Origin of the sequence: Niveispirillum sp., assembly GCF_017996735.1 — a bacterium.
Lineage (GTDB): Bacteria > Pseudomonadota > Alphaproteobacteria > Azospirillales > Azospirillaceae > Niveispirillum.
In genome coordinates this window covers 21,613-44,480 of record NZ_JAGOGJ010000039.1, presented here as the reverse complement: position 1 = coordinate 44,480, position 22,868 = coordinate 21,613, and the positions used below count along the sequence as shown (strand labels likewise).

Genomic DNA, 22,868 nt, shown 5'->3' with positions numbered 1-22,868 from the left:
GATCCCAGCGTCGGAATCGCAATTTCGGCACCGCGGCCCCGGACCGTTACCAGCCCGGAGAAAAGGCATCGTCACCTTCATGCCGCGAGTGCGAGACGATATTAGCGAGAAGTGTGCCAAGTGCCGGGGATGGCGAAAGGCAAATGGTTAATTGTTGTTTATCAAGAGTGTGGCTGCCGGTTTTCGCAGGAAGGGCCGCTCATGCGCCGAAAAGCGGCAGCGGGAACGCTCAAGTTGCAGGCGGTGATGGCGCGGATTTGTGCAGATGCGCCGCGTGGTGATTTTTTGGGCGGTGGCTGTTGCGCTTTGGCGCTCTCATACCAGCGTCACGAAATCATGACCGATGGTCAAGATTTCGTGTATCTCAGTCGCCGGCGGGCGCATCCGCGCCCTTGGCTACGCGGCATGGGCCGCGCGGCGGCAGTCCCGCCGTACCATCGGTCAAGAATTTTGACCGATGGTATCACAACCCTTCGAGGCACCGGCGGAGGTGGATGGACAGGGGGCCACCCCTCCCGCCGGGGGCGGGCGGCCCCGGCGGATCAGTAGCTGTATTCCAGCGACAGCCAGAATTTCTTCCGATCGGCAAAGGCGCCGTCGCCGTCATAATCGGCATATTTGGTGCTGATGGTGACCTTCGGTCCCAGCTTCACCGCCGCCTCCAGATTGACCTCGCTGCCATAGGACAGATCAATCCTTTCGGCTTCGAAATCATGGCACCAGAGGGCCGCTGAAAACCCCGTGACGCGGCCCCAGTCCAGCTTTGTTTCGTAACCGATACGGCCATAGGCATCGGTAACGCCGTTGGCCGGGGTGGTCAGGAACACGTCGGCATAACCCTGGAACTTGTGCAGTGTGGCCAGTGGCGTGGCAAAGCCGCGCACCCCGTCGCCTTCCAGGCTTTCATAGCCGCCGCCCACGGAAATGCCGGCATAGCTGGCGGTCAGTTCCAGCCCGACATAATCCAGCGAGATGTCGCGCGGGTTGCCTTCGTAGTCGCTCTGGTGCGCATAGTCGGCGGCATAGGTCAGGGCAACCTTGTCCAGCGTGACCTTGCCGGCCACGCGTCCGCCATAGGTGGCGGTGGACAGCAGCGGCTGTTCCTCCAGGTCCAGCAGATAGCCATAGCCCGTGACTTTGGCGATGGGGGCCAGGGTCAGACCGGCATTGAACAGGTGGCTGTCGCCCTCGAACGCGCCCTGCGGGCTTTTATGGCTGAAGACACGGTTGACCTGGGCCACATAGGCGTAGGTCAGGTCCAGCTTGTCGATGGCCTGACTGTTGATCTTGACTGCATCCAAGGTCTGTTCGTTCTGGCGGAAACCGACGGCACCGATGAAACGCTGATTGTCCAGGTTCAGGCGCTGGCGGCCGACCGTGATGCTGGTTTTGGGCAGGCCGGTATAATCCACCTGCAACCGGTTCAGTTCCATGCCGTCCGGATCGGCGATCACCGGCCGGCGGGTCTTGCCGTTCAGGCTGTCATTGAAGGACTGGTTCATATGGGCCACGGTTTCCGCCTCCGCCAGAAGGGAGAATCCGTTGATCTTGCCCGTCTGGAAACCGGTGCGGGCGCGCACCGTGTGGGCCGTGGCCTCCTGCGGCAGGCCGGCCTGATCGACAGTTTCCAGGCGGTAGCGGAAATCCAGCAGGAACTTGCCATCCTTGATCAGGGCGGCAACGTCCGATGCGGCCGCCGGCAGGGCGGTCAGCGACAGGACGGGAACAAGGATCAACAGGGACAGGCTGCGCGCGTTTTGTTTCCGCGTCGTCATCTGAGGCTCCAATAAAAAAAGGCGCCTAAACATCCCAGGTTCTTCCCAGGTGTTCAGACGCCATTGTCCGGGGGGCCGGATGCACCGGCCTATGAAGGGGGAGACCGCCGTTGGCCTCATGCCCGCTTGATAAAAAGCAATTCTTGTGCCGCAAATGCGAAGCGCATATTTCTTAAAAAATCAATAACGCGCAACCATTCAACGCCCAATTTGGGGGCAGTGCAGCGTGGCAATTGCGCGATCAGGCGCCACAACTTTCCCGGACGATCAGTTCGGTGGGCAGAAGTTCGGCGCGGTGATCGGTCAGCGGGTCCAGGATCTGCGACACCAGTTTGCGGCCCGCCTCCGCCGTGTCCTGGCGGATGGTGGTCAGCGCCGGGGTGCTGAGCCGTGCCAGCAGCATGTCGTCATAGCCGACGACCGATACGTCGCGCGGCACCGACAGGTCGGCCCGGCGCAACGCCCGCATGGCGCCCAGCGCGATCAGGTCCGACGCGGCCACGATGCCGTCGAAGGCGGCGCCCCGGCGCAGCAGCCTGCCAACGGCGGCCTCCGCCGATTCCAGTTCGAATTCGGCGGCGATGTCCAGCTTGGGGTCGGCCTCCAGCCCGCTTTCGGAAAGGGCCTCCCAATATCCCTTGCGGCGCTGCTGCGCCTCCGGGTCATTGCCGCCCAGGAACATGATGCGCTTGCGGCCCAGCCGCGCCAGATGCAGCGTGGACCGCCGCCCGCCCTGGAAATTGTCCGACCCGATGGTGCAGTAATCCTGCCCGGGCAATTGCGCTCCCCAGACGGCGAAGCGGGCATTGGTGGCGGCCAGCCGGTTGAACGCCTCATGCAGCGTGCCCTGGCCCAGGAAGATGACGCCGCTGGCCCGGCTGGTGGTGACGGTGGCGACCAGATCGTCGTAACCGGCCGGTGCCACATGGCTGACCGTGAAGTCGCAGTCCCGCGCCCGCGCCGCCTCCCCGATATTGGCCAGCAGTTCCAGGAAGAACGGATGCGACAGGGGCAGGGCGCGGCCATGCACAAAGGGGGTGACGATGACGATCGTTCCCTCCGCCCCGATCGGGCTGGCCGGCATGTAGTGGCGGAACGGATAGTCATGTTCGCGTGCCAGGGCCCAGATGCGCTGCTTGGTACGCGTGCTGATGGTGGGATGGTCGTTCAGTGCGCGCGACACCGTCGCCACCGACACATCGGCCAGCTTCGCCAGATCCTCAAGCGTGGTTTTGGAGTTGCTGGACACGGCCTTCAGGGTCAAAGCTGGCAGAAAGGGAAAGCGCCGCAGCATAGCGCATGGGAGGGGGGAAATTGCAAGTCAGTGACGAGAACACCGGGAACGCACCCGGTGACCGGGTGTGCGTGCGCCGGCCGCTGCTATCCAACCGCCAGATCTGGAACATGTGCTGCGGCCTGTTCGGGGTACAGATCGTCTGGGGCCTGCACAATGTGAATACCAGCCGCATTTTCCAGGCGCTGGGCGTCGATATCGCCGATCTGCCCATCCTGTGGATCGCGGCCCCCATCACCGGTCTGCTGGTCCAGCCCATCGTGGGCTGGCTGTCGGACCGGACCCGCTCCCCCCTGGGGCGGCGGCGGCCCTATCTGCTGGCGGGTGCGGTGCTGTCGGCCCTGGCCCTGGTGGTCATGCCCAACGCGTCCACGCTCTGGGCCTGTTCGCTGACGCTGTGGCTGCTGACGGCGTCCGTCAATATCGCCATGGAGCCTTTCCGCGCCCTGGTGGCCGACACCCTGCCCGACGAACAGCGCACGCAGGGCTTCGCCACGCAGGTGTTCTTTATCGGGGCCGGCGCCGTCTTCGCCTCGCTTCTGCCCTGGATCATGTCGCATCTGTTCGGGTTGAGCGTGCGCAGTGATGGGGAGGCGCTGCCGCCATCGGTGCGCGCCGCCTTCTATGTTGGCGCCCTGTGCCTGCTGGCCGTCGTGTCCTGGACCGTCTTCACCACGCCGGAACAGGCGCCGCCGCCCGCACCGGCGCGGACGCCGGGGCCTTCCCCGATCGCACCTCCCGGCAGGGCGTTGCGCGGTGGCGCCTTGTGGATGACCGGTGGCGGCGCGCTTGCCGGTTTCGCGTTCGTCACGGGGCAGGAACGGGAAATCCACTTCATCGCGGCCCTTGCCGCCGCCTTCGGTCTGGCCCAGATCGCCGTCACCTGGCTGCGCGGTCGGGGGGCCGCATCGCTGGGCATGCTGGAGATCGTGGAGGATATCCTGCTGATGCCGCTGATGCTGAAGCGGCTGGCGCTGGTGCAGTTCTTCACCTGGTTCGGCCTGTTCGCCATGTGGATCTATACCGTGCCGGCCGTCGCCGCCCGGCATTACGGCACCATGGATGCCGCGTCGGCCGCCTATAACGAGGGCGCGGACTGGGTCGGGGTGCTGTTCGCGGGATATAATGGCGTGGCGGCGCTGGCCGCGCTCGCCCTGCCGGCCCTGGCCGCCCGCACGGGACGCCGGGCCTGCCACGCCGCCTGCCTGTTGCTGGGGGCGGCGGGACTGGCCGGTTTCCGGGTCGTCGATGATCCGGCATGGCTCTGGCTGCCATCGGTCGCCATCGGCATTGCCTGGGCCGCGATCCTGTCCATCCCCTATGCCCTGCTGGCCGGGGCCGTGCCGGCGCGCAAGGCCGGGGTTTATATGGGCATCCACAACATCTTCCTGGTGCTGCCGCAACTGGTGGCCGCCACGATCCTGGGCCCCCTGGTGGGAACCCTGCTGGGGGGCCAGGCCATCCATGCCCTGACCCTGGCGGCCGTTTCCCTGTCCATCGCAGCTTTCTGCATGCTGTTCGTTCCCCGGGAATAGCGGCGGGTCCTGTCATCATGGCCGGCATTGCTGCATCTGCTTACGCAAAATTTGCATAATCGTGTGCCATAACGGACCAGAATCCGAACCGGAAACGGGGCCAAAATTCGCAGGAAATGCGCAGCGCGGGAAAATTTTTATCAATATAAACAATGAAATATAAGGAATCTGTCCTGCCTCAAAAATTTGCACTTGCGCCTTACGCAAGTTTGCGCAAAATTACGCAAACAAGATGATTGCTGCCCGGAAGGAACGTGGTCGGTGCTGTGGGTGCCGGGCACGGGGGGCAGAAAATCCGAAAGGGGAGGAGACAGGAAGTGAAGGGTCAGAAGATCAACCGCGGCCGCGGTCTGTGGCTGCGCGGCGGCGTTTCGCTGCTCGCGCTGGGCCTTGTCGGGGCGAATGGGGCGATGGCGCAGACCGCCGCCGAACCGAAGGCCGAAGCGGCCCCCGTGCTGGAAGAGATCGTTGTCGTCGGTGTGCGCGCCGCGCTGGAAAGCGCGCTCGACATCAAGCGCAATGCCGGCACCGTGGTGGACAGTATCACCGCCACCGATATAGGCGCCTTCCCGGACAAGTCCGTGTCGGAGGCGCTGCAGCGCGTGCCCGGCATCACCGTGTCGCGCCTGCAATCATCCGATGACAGCACGCACCCGTCGGGGGAGGGCACGTCCGTCCTGATCCGCGGCCTGACCCAGGTCCGCACCGAATTCAACGGCCGTGACAGTTTCTCCGCCGACAGCTATCGCGGCCTGAACTTCAACGACGTCTCGCCCGAACTGATGGCCGGCGTCGACAGCTACAAGAACCAGACGGCGGACATGATCGAAGGCGGCATTGCCGGTACGGTCAATCTGCGCACGCGTCTGCCGTTCGACAGTGACGGGCTGGCCATCGCCGGCAACGTCAAGGGCTCCTACGGCGACCGGTCCAAGAAATGGACCGGGGAATATTCCGGCATGATCAGCAATGTCTGGGAGACCAATGCCGGCAAGTTCGGGCTGCTGGCCAATCTGGCGCGGTCCCATGTCGTGACGCGGACCGAAAGCGTCATCATGGACAAGATCGACACCTATTGCTCGGCCGGTGCCACCGATGCCTCGGGCAAGGCCATCATCAATTCCGACGGCTCCGTCGCCTGTACGGCCAACCCGTTCGGCGGCACGGGCTGGGCCTATATGCCGGACGGCATCCGCTATTCGCTGGTTGATTATGACCGCACGCGGCGCGGCACGTCGCTGGCCGGGCAGTATGAGAATGACGATGGCAGCTTCCAGGCCACCGTGCAGTACACCCATTCCAAGTATCACAATGCCTGGCTGGAAAATGCCAGCCATGTGATCCTGGACGGCAATGCCTATGGCTCGTCGGCCTTCCGGGTGCGCAACAGCTCCGTCATCGGCCCGGCCACGGGATCGCCAGCCTTGAAATTCGGGGCCGACGGCATGCTGGAAAGCGGGCTGCTGACCCAGGGTCATGGAAGCTGGCGCGGCTCGTGGGACAGTTTGCAGGATGCGATTAACACTGGCTCGGCGGTGCCCGGCAAGCCGTTCGTGAACTATTGCGGCAATGGCGCCTGCAGCAGCACCACCCTTCAGGACGGCCTCTATTTCCAGAACGAGGCGCGGAATTTCGACCATCGTGAGGGCACCAAGGACCTGTCCTTTAATGTGAAATGGGACGTGAACGACCGTCTGCACACCAGCTTCGACGTGCAGCGCATTACGGCCTCGGCCACCAATGACGATATCCTGGTCGCCACCGGCTCCATGGCCGACATGCAATATTCGGTCGGCAAGGACGGGGTGCCCAATGTCGTGATGAAGCCGGGGTCCAACGTCAATTATGCGCCGGGTGGCCTGACCAACCCGCATAATTACTGGATCCCCTTCATCCAGGCGCATCTGGAGGATAATAGCGCCAAGGAGACGGCTTTCCGGGGCGACGCCACCTATGACCTGGATGCCGGCGATGGCTGGCTGAGTTCGCTGAAGGTCGGTGTCCGCCATGCCGACCGCAAGCAGACGGTCCGCTATTCCACCTTCAACTGGAGCCCCGTCGCCGCCAGTTGGAACTGCAACGGTCCCGGTTTCAATGCCGACAGCACGGGTGGGGCCTATCCCGCCGGCTGCGGCAACGGCCAGCCCTTCAAGGGCTATGGCGCCGGTATCTGGGACACGGTCAGCCTGGGGGACGATTTCTACAATGGCGATGTCTATCCCAATGGCGAACTGGTCTATCTGTCGCGCGACGTGCTGAAGGATCGTGACCGGCTGGTGAAGTCGCTGTCGGGTCCTAACACCAACAACCCCGTCTCGCCGGGCTGGGTGCCGATCTGTGATCGTCCGGGCCTGCCGTCGGGCAGTTGTTTCCTGCCGTCCGAGGTGATGCATGTGCAGGAAAAGACCAATGCCGGCTATGCCATGCTGCGCTTTGGCGGCGGCGACATGACGATCTTCAACGGCATCACGGTCGACGGCAATGTCGGCGTCCGTATCGTGCAGACCAAGATCAACAGCGAGGGCAGCGTCGGCTTCCCCACCAATACGGCGCTGTTGCAGTTGCAGGGCACGCCCTGCGGATCGACCCTGCCGCCCGGTGCCGTCGTGAACCCCGCCTGTTCCCTGACCCCGGCCATCCTGGCCTTTGCCAACGGGTCGGGCACGCCGGACAATTTCAAGACCGACTACACCAATGTCCTGCCCAGCTTCAATGTGCGCTTCGGGCTGGATGATGATCAGTATGTGCGCTTCGCCGCTTCCCGCGCCATGGCGCGCCCGGATTTCGGCCTGCTGCGCAACTTCGTCTCCATCCAGTCACCGGTGATCGATACGACGGCCAGTTCGCCCTATCTGATCAAGAATGCCAGCGGGCAGGTGACGGGCTATGACTTCGTGTTCCGGGCGGAATCCGGCTATGCCGGCCTGAAGCCGCTGAAGGCCGATCAGTTCGACCTTGGGTACGAATATTATATCGGCAAGAGCGGCCTGTTCTCGGTCGGTGGCTTCTACAAGAAGCTGCGCAACTCCATCTCCTATGGCGAGTTCGTGCGCGAATTCACCAATGACAGCTCGACCCAGACCGTGATCATGCGCGGTCCGCGCAATCAGAAGGGCGGGGGGGAGCTGTACGGCTTCGAAACCTCCTACCAGACCTTCTTCGACTTCCTGCCCGGCATCTGGAACGGGCTGGGCATGCAGGTCAACTACACCTATGTCGACCAGTCTGGGATCAACAATTCCAATCTGGTGACGCAGGGTGCGCTGGATGCCGGCGGTACGGGCGGCTTTGGTGCCGGCCTGGACGTGTCGGGTGGCCGGGGTGCCGTGATCGACAGCCACAAGCTGGCCGGCATCTCCGCGCACACCTACAATATCGTCGGCCTGTATGAGCAGGGGCCGATCGGTCTGCGCCTTGCCTATAACTGGCGGTCGCGCTTCCTGACCAACAATCTGGATTGCTGCATCGGCCTGCCGGTGTTCCAGAAGGCGGCGGGCTTCCTGGACGGTTCCATCCGCTACTCGATCTCCGAGAATCTGGAGGTCGCGCTGGAAGGCACCAACCTGCTGGACACCAAGATCGTTTATCAACAGCAGATCTTTGGTGACAGTGCCGTCACGCCGGGCGCCAAGCCTGTCTTCAAGGATGCCAACTGGGGCAAGGCCGATCGCCGGTTCCAGGTCGGTGCCCGCGTGAAGTTCTGATCCTCCCCAGGGGCGCCGCACCTCACTCCCTCCGCGGCGCCTCTCTTTTTCTCAACTGCACCTTTGCGAAAGTTTGGGCTGGCGGGGTTCAATCAGCACGACCGTCACCCCGGCGAAGGCCGGGGCCCAGGCGTATAGCGGCTTCTGCCGCGACAAGGCTCATATCGGCGCTGATCGTGCCTTACACTGGACCCCGGCCTTCGCCGGGGTGACGGTGGAAGGGGTGGCAACGAAGGCGCTCAGGGGATGGGGTTGGCCAGATGCGGTCGGATGAAGGACAAACGGCACAGCGCCTCCGGGTGGTGATCCTGGGCGGTGGGACGGCGGGCTGGATGGTGGCGTCCGGCCTGTCGCGGCTGTTGCCGGCCGGCGAATACGACCTGACCCTGGTGGAGAGCGAGGAGATCGGGACTGTCGGGGTGGGGGAGGCGACGCTGCCCCATATCAAGCAGTTCAACGACCGTCTGGGTATCGACGAAGCCGAATTCATGCGCGCCACCGGCGCCACCATCAAGCTGGGCATCGAATTTGTCGGCTGGAACCAGCCCGATGACCGTTACATCCACCCGTTCGGCGCCTTCGGTGAACCCTGGGCGGGGGTGGATTTCCAGCATCACTGGGCGCGCGCCCGGCTGGCCGGGATCGATGCCGGGTCGTTGCAGGATTATTCCTTCGCCGTGGCCCTGTGCCGGGCCGGGGGTTTCGACCACCCGGTGACGGACGCGGGGTCGATCCGGTCCAGCTATTCCTATGCCTACCATTTCGATGCCGGGCTTTATGCGGAATTCCTGCGCGGCTGGGCCGTCGCGCGGGGCGTGAAGCGGGTGGAGGGGCGGATCATCGATGTCACCCGCGATGGCGAAAGCGGGCATGTCACCCGCCTGACCCTGGCCGCCGGCAATGGCATCGACGGTGATTTCTTCATCGATTGCAGCGGTTTTCGCTCACTGCTGGTCGGGGGCGCGATGCAGGTTCCCTGGTGCGACTGGTCGCATTGGCTCCCCTGCGACCGGGCGCTGGCGGTGCCGTCGGGACGGGTGGAACCGCTGACACCCTATACACGTGCCACCGCCCGCAAGGCCGGCTGGACCTGGCGCATTCCGTTGCAGCACCGCACGGGCAATGGCTACGTCTTTTCCAGCCGCTGGTGCGGGGAGGATGAAGCGCGGGACACGCTGCTTGGTGCCCTGGACGGGCCGGTTCTGGGCGAACCGCGCCTGCTGCGCTTCGCCGCCGGGCGGCGGGCGCGGGCCTGGGAGGGCAATTGTCTGGCCGTGGGGCTTTCCAGCGGCTTCCTGGAACCCCTGGAAAGCACCTCGATCTTCCTGATCCAGGCGGCATTGTTCGATCTGGCGGGGCTGATGCCGCGCGCAGGCGGTGGCATCGATCCGCGTCTGGCGGCGGAGTTCAACCGCCTGTTCGAAATCCATTACGACCGGGTGCGTGATTTCCTGGTCCTGCATTACAGGGCCAACAGCCGGCAGGGCCAACCCCTATGGGATCATGTGCGGACCATGGCCCTGCCGGACAGCCTGCTGCACAAGCTGGCCTTGTTCCGGGAGGGGGCGGCGGCGCCCGATTACAAGCTGGGCCTGTTCTCCCGCGACAGTTGGCTGTCCGTGTTCGAAGGGCAGGGGGTGATGCCGGAGGGTTACGCCAGACTGGCCGACCGGCTGCCGCTGCCGGACCTGCAGGCGCGGCTGTCGGCCCTGCGCGGGCGCATCCGTGACGGGCTGACCGCCATGCCCGCCCATGCCGATTTCATCGCCCGTCATTGTATGGCGCCGGACCATGCCGGATCACGGGGGAATGCTGCATGAACCAGCCGATCAACCATCTGGTCATTGCCGGGCGCGACGCGCCCCTGTGGCTGGCCGCCGCCACCCTGGCCCGCGCCCTGTCGCCATCGGGCCTGCGCGTGACCGTCGTGGAACTGCCCGCCAAGGCGGGGACGGGCGACCTTCATGCCAGCCTGCCGGCGCTGGAGGCGCTGCATAACCAGTTGCGGCTGGATGAACGCGGGCTGCTGTCGCGGGTGGGCGGGGCCTATACGCTGGGCTGGAACTTCGCCGATGCGGCGGGGGCGGTACCGGCTTTCCTGCATCCGTTCGGCGCCTTCGGGTCGCCCATCGCGGGGCAGGATTTTTTCCCCTACTGGCTGCGCGCCCGCCGCCATGGGATGTCGGTGCCGCTGGAAGATTTCAGTCTGACCGCCGCCGCCGCGCGGCAGGGCCGCCTGTTCATCCCCGATGGGGAGAGCGAACAATATGGACGCAGCGATTACGGCTATCACCTGCCGGCCCTGCCCTATGCGGCGGTGCTGAAGGAACTGGCCATCCGCGCCGGTGTCGGCGTTGTTGCGACGCGCGACCTGTCGGTGATGCGTCAGGCCGGCCTGATCACGGCCCTGCGGCTGGAGGATGGCCGGCTGGTGGAGGGTGACTTTTTCCTGGACCTGACGGGGACGGATGCGCTGCTGATCGCCGGGCCGGACAATGGCGTGGAGACTTGGGATTTTCCGGCCGACCGTGTCCTGACGGCGCGGGGACCGCGATTGACCCACCTTCCCCCCTATGCCGAGGTCCGGGGCTTCGACCAAGGGTGGATCGCGCTGCGGCCAGCGCAGTCGGGCACCTATCTGACGGCCGTGTGGCGGTCGGGACCGGGGGAGCAGGATGTGCTGCGCCGCCTGCCGTCGCTGTGCGGCTTTGTGCCGGGTGACGCCGTGGGTCGCAGCAGCGTTCCTGGCCTGCGCGCACGGGCCTGGGACGGGAACTGCGTGGCGCTGGGCGCCGCCGCCGTGCGGCTGGACCCGCTGCACGACCTTGACCTGCTGGCCCTGCAACAGGGGCTGGTGCATCTGCTGGCGCATTTTCCCCGGCACAGGGGATTTGCCGCCGCGCGGGTCGAATATAACCGGCTGACACGGGCGCATTTCACGCATCTGCGGGATTTCCAGACCCTGCATTACCATCTGGCCCGCCATGCCGGCCCCTTCTGGGACAGCGCGCGGGAACTGCCCTTGTCGGCCGATCTGTTTCACCGTCTCTGCCTGTTCCGGGCGCGGGGTGATCTGGCGCCCTGGGATGAGGATGACCTGCCCCCCGACAGTTGGCGTGCCTTCCTGGCCGGCCACGGGTTGATGCCCGACAGCGTGTCACCCGTCACGGACCTTGTCCCGGCGGAGGAATTGAAGGCCCGGCTGCGCGCCATGCTGGGCTTTGTCAAGGATCGGGTCTTGCAACAGCCCGATCACGACGCCTATCTGCGGGGCGACTGATGCCGACCCCGATCCACCGGTTTCATTTCAGCAAAGAGGCCCCCCTGATGAGATTCCGTTCCCTGACGCTGCTCACTTCGCTGGCCGCCCTGGGGGCCGCCAATCCGGCGCTGGCTGCCGACCGCGAATGCGCGCAGTCGCCGGACAAGCTGATCGAGCTGTGCGTCTTCGTGAAGGAGGGGCAGGCCTTTTACGAGGTGAACCGCAAGGGGGCCGCCGTGCTGGCCCCTGGCGCCCTGGGCCTGGAATTCAAGGGGGAGGCCCCCGTCCGCTATACCGCCATCAAGGGTGCCCGGCGGGCGGCGTCGGACACAAGTTGGGAACAGCCCTGGGGCGAACAGCGCCTGATCCGCGACAACCACACCGAACTGACCGTGACCCTGGCCGGCGATACCCCGCTGAATGCCAATGTCGATGTCACCTTCCGCCTGTTCAACGACGGTATCGGTTTCCGCTATGCCTACAGCGCCGTCCCGGCGGGGCGGGAGGTGGCCGTGGTGGCGGAGCGCACGCAGTTCCGGCCCGTCGGCCCGCAGGTCGCCTGGTGGTATCAGGCGCAAGGCGAGGAACGGGACGAGTATCTTTATACCAAGACCGACGCGCGCCGCATCACCACCGCCGAAACGCCGCTGACGCTCAAGGGCGAAAACGGTCTGCACCTGTCCATCCACGAGGCGGCTTTGGTGGATTTCCCCTCCATGCTGCTGTCGGGCGACGGGGCGGGGACGCTGACGGCGAAGCTGATGCCCTGGCCGGACGGGGTTCTGGCCCGCAAGATGGGACCCTTCACCACGCCCTGGCGCACCGTTTTGATTGGGGAGAGCGCGGCGGCCCTGGCCGACAGCCGCATCACCCTGAACCTCAACGAACCCAACAAGCTGGGGGATGTGTCCTGGTTCAGGCCCGGCAAATATGTCGGCATCTGGTGGGAGATGCACCTGAACAAATCCACCTGGGGCAGCGGGCCGATCCATGGCGCCAACAACGCCAATGTGAAGCGCTACATGGATTTCGCGGCCAGGTACGGGTTTACCGGCGTGCTGGTGGAGGGGTGGAACAAGGGCTGGGACGGTGACTGGATCGCCAATGGCGACCAGTTCAGCTTCACCGAAAGCTATCCCGATTTCGACCTGCCCGCCCTGGCTGCCTATGGCAAGGAAAAGGGCGCCGGTCTGATCGGCCATCACGAAACGGCGGGCGCCGTCGTGAATTATGAAAAGCAGTTGGAAGATGCCATGGCGCTGTACCGCAAGGTCGGTGTGGACCGGGTGAAGACCGGCTATGTGAAACATAGCGGCACCATCCTGGACGAAACGGGCGGCCAGCAATGGTTCGCCGGTCAGTATATGGTGCGCCACCATCTGAAGGTCGTGGAAACGGCGGCCCGCAACAGGATCGCGGTCAATACACACGAGCCGGTGAAGGATACGGGCCTGCGCCGCACCTGGCCGAACTGGGTCAGCCGGGAGGGGGCGCGGGGCCAGGAATTCAACGCCTGGGGCAAGCCCACCAACCCGCCCGAACATGTGACCATCCTGCCCTTCACCCGCCTGCTGGCCGGGCCGATGGATTACACGCCCGGCATCTTCGACATCGTGCATGGCAAGGACAAGATCGAGGCACGGGTGCAATCGACGCTGGCCACGCAACTGGCGCTTTATGTGGTGCTGTACAGCCCCGTGCAGATGGCCGCCGACCTGCCGGAGAATTATGAGGCGCGGCCCGACGCGTTCCAGTTCATCCGCGACGTGGCGGCGGATTGGGAAACGTCCCGGACCCTGCAGGCCGAGGTTGGTGACTATGTCGTGGTGGCCCGCCAGCCGCGCGGCGGCAAGGATTGGTTCCTGGGCGCCGTGACGGACGAGGAGGCGCGCAAGCTGACCCAGACGCTGGATTTCCTGACGCCGGGCAAGCGTTATGAGGCCCAGATCTATGCCGATGGGGCTGGGGCCGATTACCGCACCAACCCCACGGCGTTGAAGGTGGAAAAGCGCGTGGTGACGTCGAAGGACAGCCTGGCGCTGGACATGGCGTCGGGCGGTGGCGTGGCGGTGCGCTTCAGGGCGCTGTGAGGGTAGCGGCAGGTCGGCGTCGCCTGTGGCCCCGGCCTGCCCTAGCTCTATGCCACCAGTACGGACAGTTCGCCGATACCTTCCACGCTTCCGACCAGATGGTCACCGCGCTGTGTTGCCCCCACGCCGGCCGGCGTGCCCGTGAAGATAAGGTCGCCGGGCAGCAGGCTGATGAACTGCCGCAGTTCGGCAATGATTTCCGGGACGGTCCAGATCATCTCTGAAAGGTCGCCATCCTGGCGGATTTCACCATTCACGGACAGGCAGATGCGGCCCCGGCGAATGTCGGGCACCAAGGCGGCCGGCACCAGGGCGGAGACAGGGGCTGCATGGTCGAAGACCTTGCCCATGTCCCACGGCTTGCCGGCTTTCTTGGCCTCCCCCTGCAGATCGCGGCGTGTCATGTCCAGCCCGACGCCATAGCCGAAGATCGTGCCCTCCGGCCCAAGAGCCACCACCAGTTCGACCTCGTGATGCAGGTCCCCCGTCCGGGGCGGATAGGCCAGGGTGCCGCCCCCTGGCAGAACGGTGTTGGCAGGCTTCATGAAGAAGAAGGGGGGTTCCCGGTCGTTCGCCCCCATTTCGCGGGCATGGGCGGCATAGTTGCGGCCGACGCAGAACAGGCGTCCCACGGGATACCGGGCATCGATCCCCGCGACGGGCAGGGTGACGGGGTCTGGTGGATTGATGATGAACGCGGACATGATTGATCCATGGGGGGCGGAGGGGCGCAAGCGGTTGCGGCCACGTTCGGCCGTGCGTCTTCTCCCGTCAAGCAGCCTTCCATGGGCATTCCTGTTTCATCAAGATAATGCCTGACATATGGTCGCCCGCCCCTGGCCAGAAAGGATGTTGTCATGAAACCGCCCGTGCTGCTCTATGCCTGCCCCACCGTTGATCAGGAAGACTGGGTGGCGGCGCTGACGGCGGCCTGGCCGGGCATCGACCTGCGCCTGTGGCCGGCAACGGGGGACAAGGCGGAGATTGAGTACGCTTTTGTCTGGAAACAGCCGGCGGGCATCCTGTCCGACCTGCCCAACCTGAAGGTCATCTTCTCGCTGGGCGCCGGGGTCGACCATGTGCTGACCGACACGACCCTGCCCGACCATATCCCGCTGGTGCGCATGGTCGATCCCACGCTGGTCACCGGCATGGTGGAGTTCGTGGTGATGCGGGTGCTGCATTATCACCGGTGCATGCCCGATTATGAGGCGCAGCAAAGGGCGGGGATGTGGAAGCAACTGCCGCAGCTTCTGCCGTCCGAACGGCGGGTCGGCATCCTGGGGCTGGGTGAATTGGGGGCGGCCTGTGCCCGGGCGCTGGCCGGGTTCGGGTTCGATGTGGCGGGGTGGAGCCGGACGGCCAAGGACCTGCCCGGTGTGCGCGGCTTTGCCGGGGCAGAACAACTGGACGCGTTCCTGGCCCAGGCCGATATCCTGGTCTGTCTGCTGCCCCTGACGGACCAGACGCGCGGCATCCTGAACCGCCGCACCCTGTCCGCCCTGCCGAAGGGCGCCTATCTGATCAATGCCGCACGGGGCGGGCATCTGGTGGAGGATGACCTTGTCCCGCTGCTGGATGCCGGCCATCTGGCGGGGGCCACGCTCGATGTGTTCGCGGTGGAGCCGCTGCCGGCGGCGCATCCGTTCTGGACCCATCCGAAGATCACGGTTGTCCCGCATGCGGCGGCCCTGACCCATCCGGGAACGGCGTCCCGCATCGTGGCCGCCAATATCGACCGGCACCGGCGTGGCGAACCGCTGCACAATGTCGTGGACCGCGCCCGCGGTTATTGATCAGCCGAAGGCCCGCTGTTCGATCTGCCGCGCGGTTTCCAGCATCAGCGGCAGCAACTGTTCGTCGGGCAGGCGATGGCGGTCCGTGGCGATTTGTGACGCGGATATCGCGGCCGGTGCCGTGCCATCGCGCCGGCGGATCGGCACGGCCAGACACCGTATGTCCAGCGCCACCTCCCCATCGTCGAACGCATAACCGCGTGTGCGAACCAGTGCCAGTTCGTCGCGCAGGGCGGCCGGGTCGGTTATGGTGTTCTGTGTCAGCGGGACGAAGGGGCCAGCAGCCAGATAGGCCTCCCGCTCCTCATCATGCAGATGGGCCAGCAGCACCTTGCCGATGCCGGAGCAATAGGCCTCCAACTGCATGCCGACGCGGGTGAACAGGCTTTTTGATCCGCGCCCCGCCTTGATCCGGTAGGTCACCATCTCATTCTCATACGTGCCGAGCTGGACAGTGCAGCGGACCTGCACGGCCAGCCGGTGGATGAAGGAAGCCGCGATGTTCACGATGGCCTGCTTCTCGTCCAGCCGGTGGGCCATGGTCAGCAGCCGTCCGCCCGCGACGTGGCGTCCCCGTCCGGACGGCGCCAGAAACCCTGTCTCCACCAGGGTCAGCACCTGGCGGTGGGCCGTCGCCACCGGCATGTCGATCTGCCGCGCGATGTCGGAAACGGACGACCGCCCGCCATCGGCGATCACCGCCTCCAGCATGTTCAGTGTCCGGACCAGAGATGTGATCTGGGGCGTGCCTTTTCTCATGATGTGAGAATGTAGCAGACCCCCCGGCTGGTGCCAACTGGTTCCATCCATTATGGATTCTTCACCGCCCGCCGCCGCTTCCCGGCCGGCCGGCGGCCCTGTTCCTTCGCGTGGGAAGGCTTTGGCATGAACAAGACAAAAGTGGCGATCATCGGGTCGGGCAATATCGGCACCGACCTGATGATCAAGGTGATGCGCCTGTCCAAGGTGCTGGAAATGGGCGCCTTTGTCGGCATCGATCCGGAATCGGACGGGTTGAAGCGGGCGCAGCGCCTGGGTGTGCCCATCACGGCCGGCGGGATCGACGGTCTGGTGGCGATGCCGGAATTCAAGCAGATCGACATCGTGTTCGACGCCACCTCCGCCGGGGCGCACAAGCGGCACGATGCGGTACTGCGCGCCCATGGCAAACGGGTGATCGACCTGACGCCGGCGGCCATCGGTCCCTATGTCATTCCGCCCGTCAACGGCATGGCGCATCTGGATGCGCCCAATGTCAACATGGTGACCTGTGGCGGGCAGGCGACGATCCCCATGGTGCATGCCGTCAACCGGGTGGCGAAGGTGCATTACGGGGAGATCGTGGCCTCCATCTCCTCCAAGAGCGCCGGTCCCGGCACGCGCGCCAATATCGACGAGTTCACGGAGACGACCAGCCAGGCCATCGTCGATGTCGGCGGGGCCACGCGCGGCAAGGCCATCATCATCCTGAACCCCGCCGAACCGCCCCTGATCATGCGCGACACGGTCTATTGCCTGGCCGAGGAGGGCGACCGTCAGGCCATTGCCGACAGCGTGGCGGCCATGGTGGAGGAGGTGCGGACCTATGTGCCCGGCTATCGCCTGAAACAGGCGGTGCAGTTCGAGCATATCGGGTCGAACCGGCCCCTGCATATCCCCGAAATGGGTGGCGATTTCACCGGCCTGAAGGTCACCGTGTTCCTGGAGGTGGAAGGGGCGGCGCATTACCTGCCGGCCTATGCCGGTAACCTGGACATCATGACCTCGGCAGCGTTGCGCACGGCCGAACGGATCGCGGCGCGCATGAAGGAAGGAGTGGCGGCATGAGCCTCGACCCCACCAAGACCAAGCTTTACATCCAGGACGTGACCCTGCGTGACGGCATGCATGCCATCCGCCACCAGTACGGCCTGGACCATGTGCGCGCCATCGCCAAGGCCCTGGACCGGGCCAAGGTCGATGCCATCGAGGTGGCGCATGGCGATGGCTTGAACGGTTCCAGCTTCAATTACGGCTTCGGCGCCCATACCGATTGGGAATGGATCGCGGCGGTGGCGGAGGTGCTGGAGCATTCGGTACTGACCACCCTGCTGCTGCCGGGCATCGGTACCGTGCATGACCTGAAACATGCCTATGATCTGGGTGTGCGGTCGGTGCGCATCGCCACCCATTGCACCGAGGCCGACGTCTCCAAACAGCATATCGAGGCGGCGCGGTCGCTGGGCATGGATGTGTCCGGCTTCCTGATGATGAGCCACATGTCGGAACCGGATGCCCTGGCGAAGCAGGCCAAGCTGATGGAGGATTATGGCGCGCACTGCGTCTATGTCACCGACAGCGGCGGGGCCATGAACATGGACGAATATGCCGCCCGCCTGCGCGCCTATGACCGGGTGCTGAAGCCGGAGACGCAGCGCGGCGTGCATGCGCACCACAACCTGTCGCTGGGCGTGGCCAACTCCATCGTGGCTGTCCAGAACGGCGCTGTCCGTGTGGATGCCAGTCTGGCCGGCATGGGTGCCGGGGCCGGCAACGCGCCGCTGGAAGTGTTCATCGCGGCGGCGGATCGCATGGGCTGGAACCATGGCTGCGACCTCTACGCCCTGATGGACGCGGCTGAGGAACTGGTGCGGCCGCTGCAGGACCGGCCCGTGCGCGTGGACCGGGAGACGCTGTCGCTGGGCTATGCCGGGATCTATTCCAGCTTCCTGCGCCATGCGGAAAAGGCGGCGGCCGAACACGGGCTGGACACACGCTCCATCCTGGTGGAACTGGGCCGGCGCAAGATGGTGGGTGGTCAGGAGGACATGATCGTCGATGTGGCGCTGGATATGGTGAAATAATACCATCGGTCAAAATTCTTGACCGATGGTACGGCGGCGACTGCCGCCGCGCGGCCCATGCCGCGAAGCCAAGGGCGCGGATGCGCCCGCCGGCGATTGAGGGGTACGAAAACTTGACCACCGGTCATGATTTCGTGCAGCTGGTATAAGGCTTAGCTGGCCTGGGGGTGGGGTTCGGCCCCCTTTCAGGCCAGCAGGTCGAAAACACCTTCCCCCCGAACGGTGCCATTGATGATCAGGTCCACCCGGTGGGCGCCGGGATGGTGCTTGCGGGTGGAGAAGTCGCGGATCACCTGGCTGATCTCCAGCCGCGTGCGGCCGGCGGGGGGAAGGTCCACGGTCTTCAGCTTGAACACCTTGCCCGACGCCTTGCCGCCGGGGCGGGCATAATGGACGCGGTAATCGACGACCAGCCGCTGTGCCTGTGTGCCGGTGGAGACGATATCCGCCGCAATCTGCAGCCGGTCCCCCAGCCGCAGGGCGGATGGCGTCACTGTGAACGATGCCACCTCCACCGCCACCGTTCCGGCCGCGCCGACCAGGGTCAGGGCCCTGGGATGCCCGGCCTTGATCAGGCTGCGCAGGGCGTGGCGGATGATCCAGCCGGTATGCGCGTCCTTTCCGGCCCAGCCTTCCATCATCGCCAGCGCCCAGTCGGGATGCCGGTAGGTGATGTCGTTCAGGTGGTTCGCCACGGATTTGCGGACATAGGGGCTGGGATCGGCCTTCAGCCTTTCCAGGATGGGGGCCGCCAGTTCCGGATCGGCCGTCAGCGCCGGGATGCGGGTGGCCCAGGGCAGGCGGGGACGCGTGCCCTCGCTGGACAGCCGCCGCACATGCTCATCCCCGCTGCCGGCCCAGCCGCGCATGGTGGCCAGGGCGGTGTCCGGATAGCGGATCAGGAAGGGCCGCACGGCGAATTCCGAGCTGCCGAACCCTGTCAGGTCGGCCAGGGCCGCCATCGATCCCTCGACATCGTCCAGCCCATGGCGCGCCACATATTCGGACAGGGCGACGGCCTGGAACCCCCGTTCCACCAGCGGCCCCATGGTCCGCACGATGCCGACAGCATCGGGGAAGGGCAGGGGCAGGGCGGCATGCAGCGCGTCGCCGATACGGCGCACCCGTTCCATGATCGACAGGTCCGGGAAATCATCGCCCAGCGCGCGCTGGAACCGGCCGGGATCGAAGCGGGGGGAGGCCTGTTCGCCCGCCATGGCGATCCTTGCCAAGGCCGCGGTGCCAAGCAGGTCTTTCAACAGGGGGTTCTGGGCCGTGTCCGTCATGGGCGGCATCATAATTGACAAGGAAACATTTTCAATATAGTTTCCTAGTCAACTATATTCATGTTCGCGACTATGCGAGGAAGACCCGTCATGGATGCGCACCGTATCGCCATCGCCCGTACCTGCCTGGACGCCGCGCATGATGGCAGCCGCGGCTTTCCCGCCATCGTCGGCATGCTGATCGAGGCGGGGTTCGAGGGGTACATGGTGGATTACCGGCGCAACAGCCAAACCTATTACCTGCCCGACGGGGACAGTGTGATGCTGGACATGCCGCAGGCGCCCCCCCCTGTCGCGGCGGCGTTCGATGCCGCGACCGTCGCCACCCTGGTGCGCTGGGCGCAGTCGGGCGACGCGGATTACAGCTATTCCGCCTTCTCCGAACAGGCGGCCTGTGCCGGCTGCGCCGGTTACCTCGTCTCCTTTCCCGGCCGCCGGGTGGTCTATTTCGGCCGCACGGGCGAAACCCATGTCGAACATATGCCGCAATAGACCGGGCCGGCGAAGGCTCATACTGTTTTGCGGTGATCAGAACCTGTCGGTTCTGATCACCGCCCTCACTCGCCGGTGCCAACATGCCAACGGCTTGGCTACGCCGCGCGAGCGGCGCGGCGGCAGTCGCCGCCGTACCAAATTGCGATAAGTGCCACTCATCGCAATTTGGTCTCAGAACAGGTCCCCGACCAGGGCCATCAGCGTGGCCGGACCAGCCTTGATGGACTGTTCCAGGCCCAGCGTCTGGGGCAGCAGCTTGGCCATGAAGAACCGCGCCAGATCGACCTTGGCGCGGTGGAACGGTGTGGTCTCCGTCCCCTTGGACAGGCTGGCCGCTGCCATGCGCACCCACATCCAGCCCAGCGCGACCAGCGCGAAGAAGCGCAGATAGTCGGTCGCCGCTGCACCGGTGCGGACCACATCCTCCCCGTGGCGCTGCAGGTCGGCGGTCAGGGTGCGCAACCGGTCCAGCGCATCCGCAACCGGCCCCGCGATCTCCGCCGCGCCGGGCACAAGGCGGGCGGCCGCCAGATCGGCGGCGATCTGGGCAAAGAACGCCTCCGGCAGGCGGCCGCCTTCCATCAGAAGCTTGCGGCCCGCCAGATCGGCCGCCTGCACGCCGTTGGTGCCTTCATAGATCTGGGTGATACGGGCATCGCGGACCAACTGTTCGACCCCGGTCTCCCGGATATAACCATGGCCGCCGAACACCTGCTGCGCCAGCACCGTTGATTCCAGGGCAAAATCGGTGAAGGCCGCCTTGATCACCGGGGTCAGCAGGGCGACCAGCCCGTCGGCCTGACGTCGCGTGTCGGCATCGGGATGGTGACCGGCCCGGTCCATCTGGGTAGCGGTCCACAGGGCCAGGGCGCGCGCCGGCTCCACAAAGGCCCGGATGGTCAGCAGCATGCGGCGCACATCGGCATGGACGATGATGGGGGCCGGGGCGGTGGTGCCGTCGGGGGAGCGGCCCTGCAGCCGTTCCTTTGCATAGGAAGCCGCCGTCTGATAGGCGGCATGGGCCACGCCCAGCCCCTGGATGCCCACGAACAGCCGTTCGGCATTCATCATGGTGAACATGGCGGCAAGGCCCCGGTTGGCCTCGCCCACCAGCCAGCCGGTCGCGCCTTCGTAATTCATCACGCAGGTCGGCTGGGCATGGATGCCCATCTTATGTTCCAGTGACCCGACATGGACCGGGTTGCGGGCGCCCAGGCTGCCATCCGGATTGACCAGGAATTTCGGCACCACGAACAGGCTGATCCCCTTCACGCCCTTGGGCGCGTCGGGCAGGCGGGCCAGCACCAGATGCACGATATTGCCGCCGAAATCATGGTCGCCCGACGAAATGAAGATCTTGGTGCCGGTGACGGCGTAGCTGCCATCGCCATTGGGCACGGCGCGGGTGGACAGAAGGCCCAGGTCGGTGCCGGCCGACGCCTCCGTCAGGGCCATGACGCCGGTCCATTCGCCGCTGATCATCTTCGACAGGTAGGTTGCCTTGATCGTGTCATCGGCATGGTGGGCCAGCGCCTCCGTCGCGCCGCGCGTCAGGCCGGGGAACAGGCCGAAGGACATGTTGGTGGCCGACACCATCTCGTCCAGCGCCAGTTGCAGCGTGCGGGGCAGGCCCTGTCCGCCATAGGCGGGATCGCCCGACAGGCCGGCCCATCCCGCCGCCACGAAGCCGGCATAGGCCTCGCGGAAGCCCGTGGCCGTGACGACCTGTCCGGCTTCCAGGCGGCAGCCTTCCTCGTCCCCCGACCGGTTCAGCGGGTGCAGCACATCGGCGCAGAAATGCCCTGCCTCCTCCAGCGCCGACATGGCGAGCGCCGTGTCGATGCCCAGATCGGGGAACAGCGCCGCCATTCCATTATCGAAATCCAACACCTCTTCGAACAGGAAACGCAGATCTTCAAGGGGGGCGGCATAGGCGGACATGACAGGGACTCCCTGCTCGACGGTGGTTGAGGTGGTGTGTACCTAACACTTGTTACAGACTACAGCAAGCGTTAGGTACTGTCTATCCGACGCGCTTGGCCCCCATAGTTTCGGCTTGCTGTTCACCGCGCCGGGAAGGAAGAATGCCGCCAACGTCGGGTCGAGGATGAAGATGAGTGCAGAGGCGGAACGCGCCCGGCAGGTGCAGGCGCGCCTGTTGGGTGACAGGGCGGCGGATAGCGGGCTGAGCGAACGGTATCGCGACATCCTGAACGCGGCGGCGGCCTTGTTCGCCGAACGCGGCTATCGGGCCACCTCCATCCGCGATATCGGCGACCGAGTGGGGCTGCAGGGCGGTTCGCTGTACCACCATATCAAGTCCAAGGAAGCGCTGTTCATCACGATCCACGATCTGGCGCTGGACAATGCCGCCGACCGCATCCGGGAACGGGTGGCGCCGCATGGTGACCCGTGGGCCCGGCTGGAAGCGGCCTGTATCGCCCTGCTGGAAATCCAACTGGACCCGGCATCGATCACCATGCCGCTGATGAACAATTTCCAGGCCGTCCCGGCAGAGGTGCGCAGCCAGCTTGTGGCGCGGCGCGACGCGTTCGAGGCGATCTTCACCGATCTGGTGGCGGCGCTGCCGCTGTCACCCGCCATTGATCCCCGGCTTTACCGCGTGCTGCTGCTGACCCTGCTGAACAATGTTTCCACCTGGTACCGGGAAGGCCGGTACAGCCCGGCGGAGATCGGGCGGCAGATCATGGGTATTTTCCGTCACGAGGCGCGCTGACCGCCGCTGCCGCCCCTGTGGCAGGGGCGGGACCGATCTGTTAGTCTGCGG

General features: G+C 65.3%; 16 protein-coding genes. 10 read left to right on the top strand and 6 right to left on the bottom strand.

The window, feature by feature from the left end; all coding sequences use genetic code 11:
• Nucleotides 1–542: 542 nt before the first annotated feature.
• Together KBA48_RS14410 and KBA48_RS14405 are read right to left on the bottom strand one after the other, a co-directional pair.
• On the bottom strand, nucleotides 543–1,775 hold the full coding sequence (locus KBA48_RS14410) for an alginate export family protein (RefSeq protein WP_292907496.1): 1,233 nt from the start codon (nucleotides 1,773–1,775) through the stop codon (nucleotides 543–545).
• Nucleotides 1,776–2,016: 241 nt separating this feature from the next.
• Entirely contained in the window at nucleotides 2,017–3,024 is a 1,008-nt protein-coding gene (locus KBA48_RS14405) for a substrate-binding domain-containing protein (protein ID WP_292907494.1), read from the bottom strand.
• A gap of 65 nt (nucleotides 3,025–3,089) precedes the next feature.
• Between KBA48_RS14405 and KBA48_RS14400 the strand changes: the two genes are divergently transcribed.
• The 5 genes from KBA48_RS14400 to KBA48_RS14380 all read left to right on the top strand — a co-directional run bounded on the left by KBA48_RS14400 (nucleotide 3,090) and on the right by KBA48_RS14380 (nucleotide 13,660).
• The gene (locus KBA48_RS14400; protein ID WP_292907492.1) at nucleotides 3,090–4,604 is read left to right on the top strand and encodes an MFS transporter; all 1,515 of its coding nucleotides are present in this window, start codon (nucleotides 3,090–3,092) and stop codon (nucleotides 4,602–4,604) included.
• Between the two features lie 317 nt (nucleotides 4,605–4,921).
• Nucleotides 4,922–8,308: a TonB-dependent receptor gene (locus tag KBA48_RS14395; protein WP_292907490.1), complete on the top strand. Its 3,387-nt coding sequence runs from the start codon at nucleotides 4,922–4,924 to the stop codon at nucleotides 8,306–8,308.
• A gap of 260 nt (nucleotides 8,309–8,568) precedes the next feature.
• Complete coding sequence (locus tag KBA48_RS14390; RefSeq protein WP_292907488.1) at nucleotides 8,569–10,128, top strand: tryptophan 7-halogenase; 1,560 nt, start codon at nucleotides 8,569–8,571, stop codon at nucleotides 10,126–10,128.
• Complete coding sequence (locus tag KBA48_RS14385; protein WP_292907486.1) at nucleotides 10,125–11,588, top strand: tryptophan 7-halogenase; 1,464 nt, start codon at nucleotides 10,125–10,127, stop codon at nucleotides 11,586–11,588. The genes KBA48_RS14390 and KBA48_RS14385 overlap by 4 nt, the downstream gene beginning before the upstream one ends.
• Before the next feature lie 47 nt (nucleotides 11,589–11,635).
• Nucleotides 11,636–13,660 (top strand): glycoside hydrolase family 97 protein, encoded by a 2,025-nt coding sequence (locus tag KBA48_RS14380; protein ID WP_292907484.1) that lies wholly within the window; start codon nucleotides 11,636–11,638, stop codon nucleotides 13,658–13,660.
• 47 nt (nucleotides 13,661–13,707) lie between these two features.
• Here the strand turns inward: KBA48_RS14380 and KBA48_RS14375 are convergent, their stop codons facing one another.
• On the bottom strand, nucleotides 13,708–14,364 hold the full coding sequence (locus KBA48_RS14375; RefSeq protein ID WP_292907482.1) for a fumarylacetoacetate hydrolase family protein: 657 nt from the start codon (nucleotides 14,362–14,364) through the stop codon (nucleotides 13,708–13,710).
• Between the two features lie 153 nt (nucleotides 14,365–14,517).
• Here KBA48_RS14375 and KBA48_RS14370 point away from each other — a divergent pair, with 153 nt between their 5' ends.
• The gene (locus KBA48_RS14370) at nucleotides 14,518–15,456 is read left to right on the top strand and encodes a glyoxylate/hydroxypyruvate reductase A (protein WP_292907480.1); all 939 of its coding nucleotides are present in this window, start codon (nucleotides 14,518–14,520) and stop codon (nucleotides 15,454–15,456) included.
• On the opposite strand, the gene KBA48_RS14365 is transcribed toward KBA48_RS14370, so the two are convergent.
• A complete protein-coding gene (locus KBA48_RS14365) occupies nucleotides 15,457–16,215 on the bottom strand; it encodes an IclR family transcriptional regulator (protein ID WP_292907478.1) in 759 nt (252 codons plus the stop codon).
• Between the two features lie 126 nt (nucleotides 16,216–16,341).
• On the opposite strand from KBA48_RS14365, the gene KBA48_RS14360 reads away from it, so the two are divergent.
• Complete coding sequence (locus tag KBA48_RS14360) at nucleotides 16,342–17,283, top strand: acetaldehyde dehydrogenase (acetylating) (RefSeq protein WP_292907476.1); 942 nt, start codon at nucleotides 16,342–16,344, stop codon at nucleotides 17,281–17,283.
• On the top strand, nucleotides 17,280–18,299 hold the full coding sequence (dmpG, locus tag KBA48_RS14355; protein ID WP_292907474.1) for a 4-hydroxy-2-oxovalerate aldolase: 1,020 nt from the start codon (nucleotides 17,280–17,282) through the stop codon (nucleotides 18,297–18,299). Before KBA48_RS14360 ends, dmpG begins: the two co-directional genes overlap by 4 nt.
• A gap of 185 nt (nucleotides 18,300–18,484) precedes the next feature.
• On the opposite strand, the gene KBA48_RS14350 is transcribed toward dmpG, so the two are convergent.
• On the bottom strand, nucleotides 18,485–19,585 hold the full coding sequence (locus KBA48_RS14350; RefSeq protein WP_292907472.1) for a DNA alkylation repair protein: 1,101 nt from the start codon (nucleotides 19,583–19,585) through the stop codon (nucleotides 18,485–18,487).
• Nucleotides 19,586–19,675: 90 nt separating this feature from the next.
• Between KBA48_RS14350 and KBA48_RS14345 the strand changes: the two genes are divergently transcribed.
• Nucleotides 19,676–20,077, top strand: a complete 402-nt coding sequence (locus KBA48_RS14345) for a DUF1398 family protein (protein WP_292907470.1) — start codon at nucleotides 19,676–19,678, stop codon at nucleotides 20,075–20,077.
• Nucleotides 20,078–20,251: 174 nt separating this feature from the next.
• Here KBA48_RS14345 and KBA48_RS14340 read toward each other — a convergent pair whose 3' ends face one another.
• Nucleotides 20,252–22,021, bottom strand: a complete 1,770-nt coding sequence (locus KBA48_RS14340; RefSeq protein WP_292907468.1) for an acyl-CoA dehydrogenase C-terminal domain-containing protein — start codon at nucleotides 22,019–22,021, stop codon at nucleotides 20,252–20,254.
• A 166-nt stretch (nucleotides 22,022–22,187) separates the two neighbouring features.
• Between KBA48_RS14340 and KBA48_RS14335 the strand changes: the two genes are divergently transcribed.
• A complete protein-coding gene (locus tag KBA48_RS14335; protein WP_292907466.1) occupies nucleotides 22,188–22,817 on the top strand; it encodes a TetR/AcrR family transcriptional regulator in 630 nt (209 codons plus the stop codon).
• Nucleotides 22,818–22,868 lie beyond the last annotated feature (51 nt).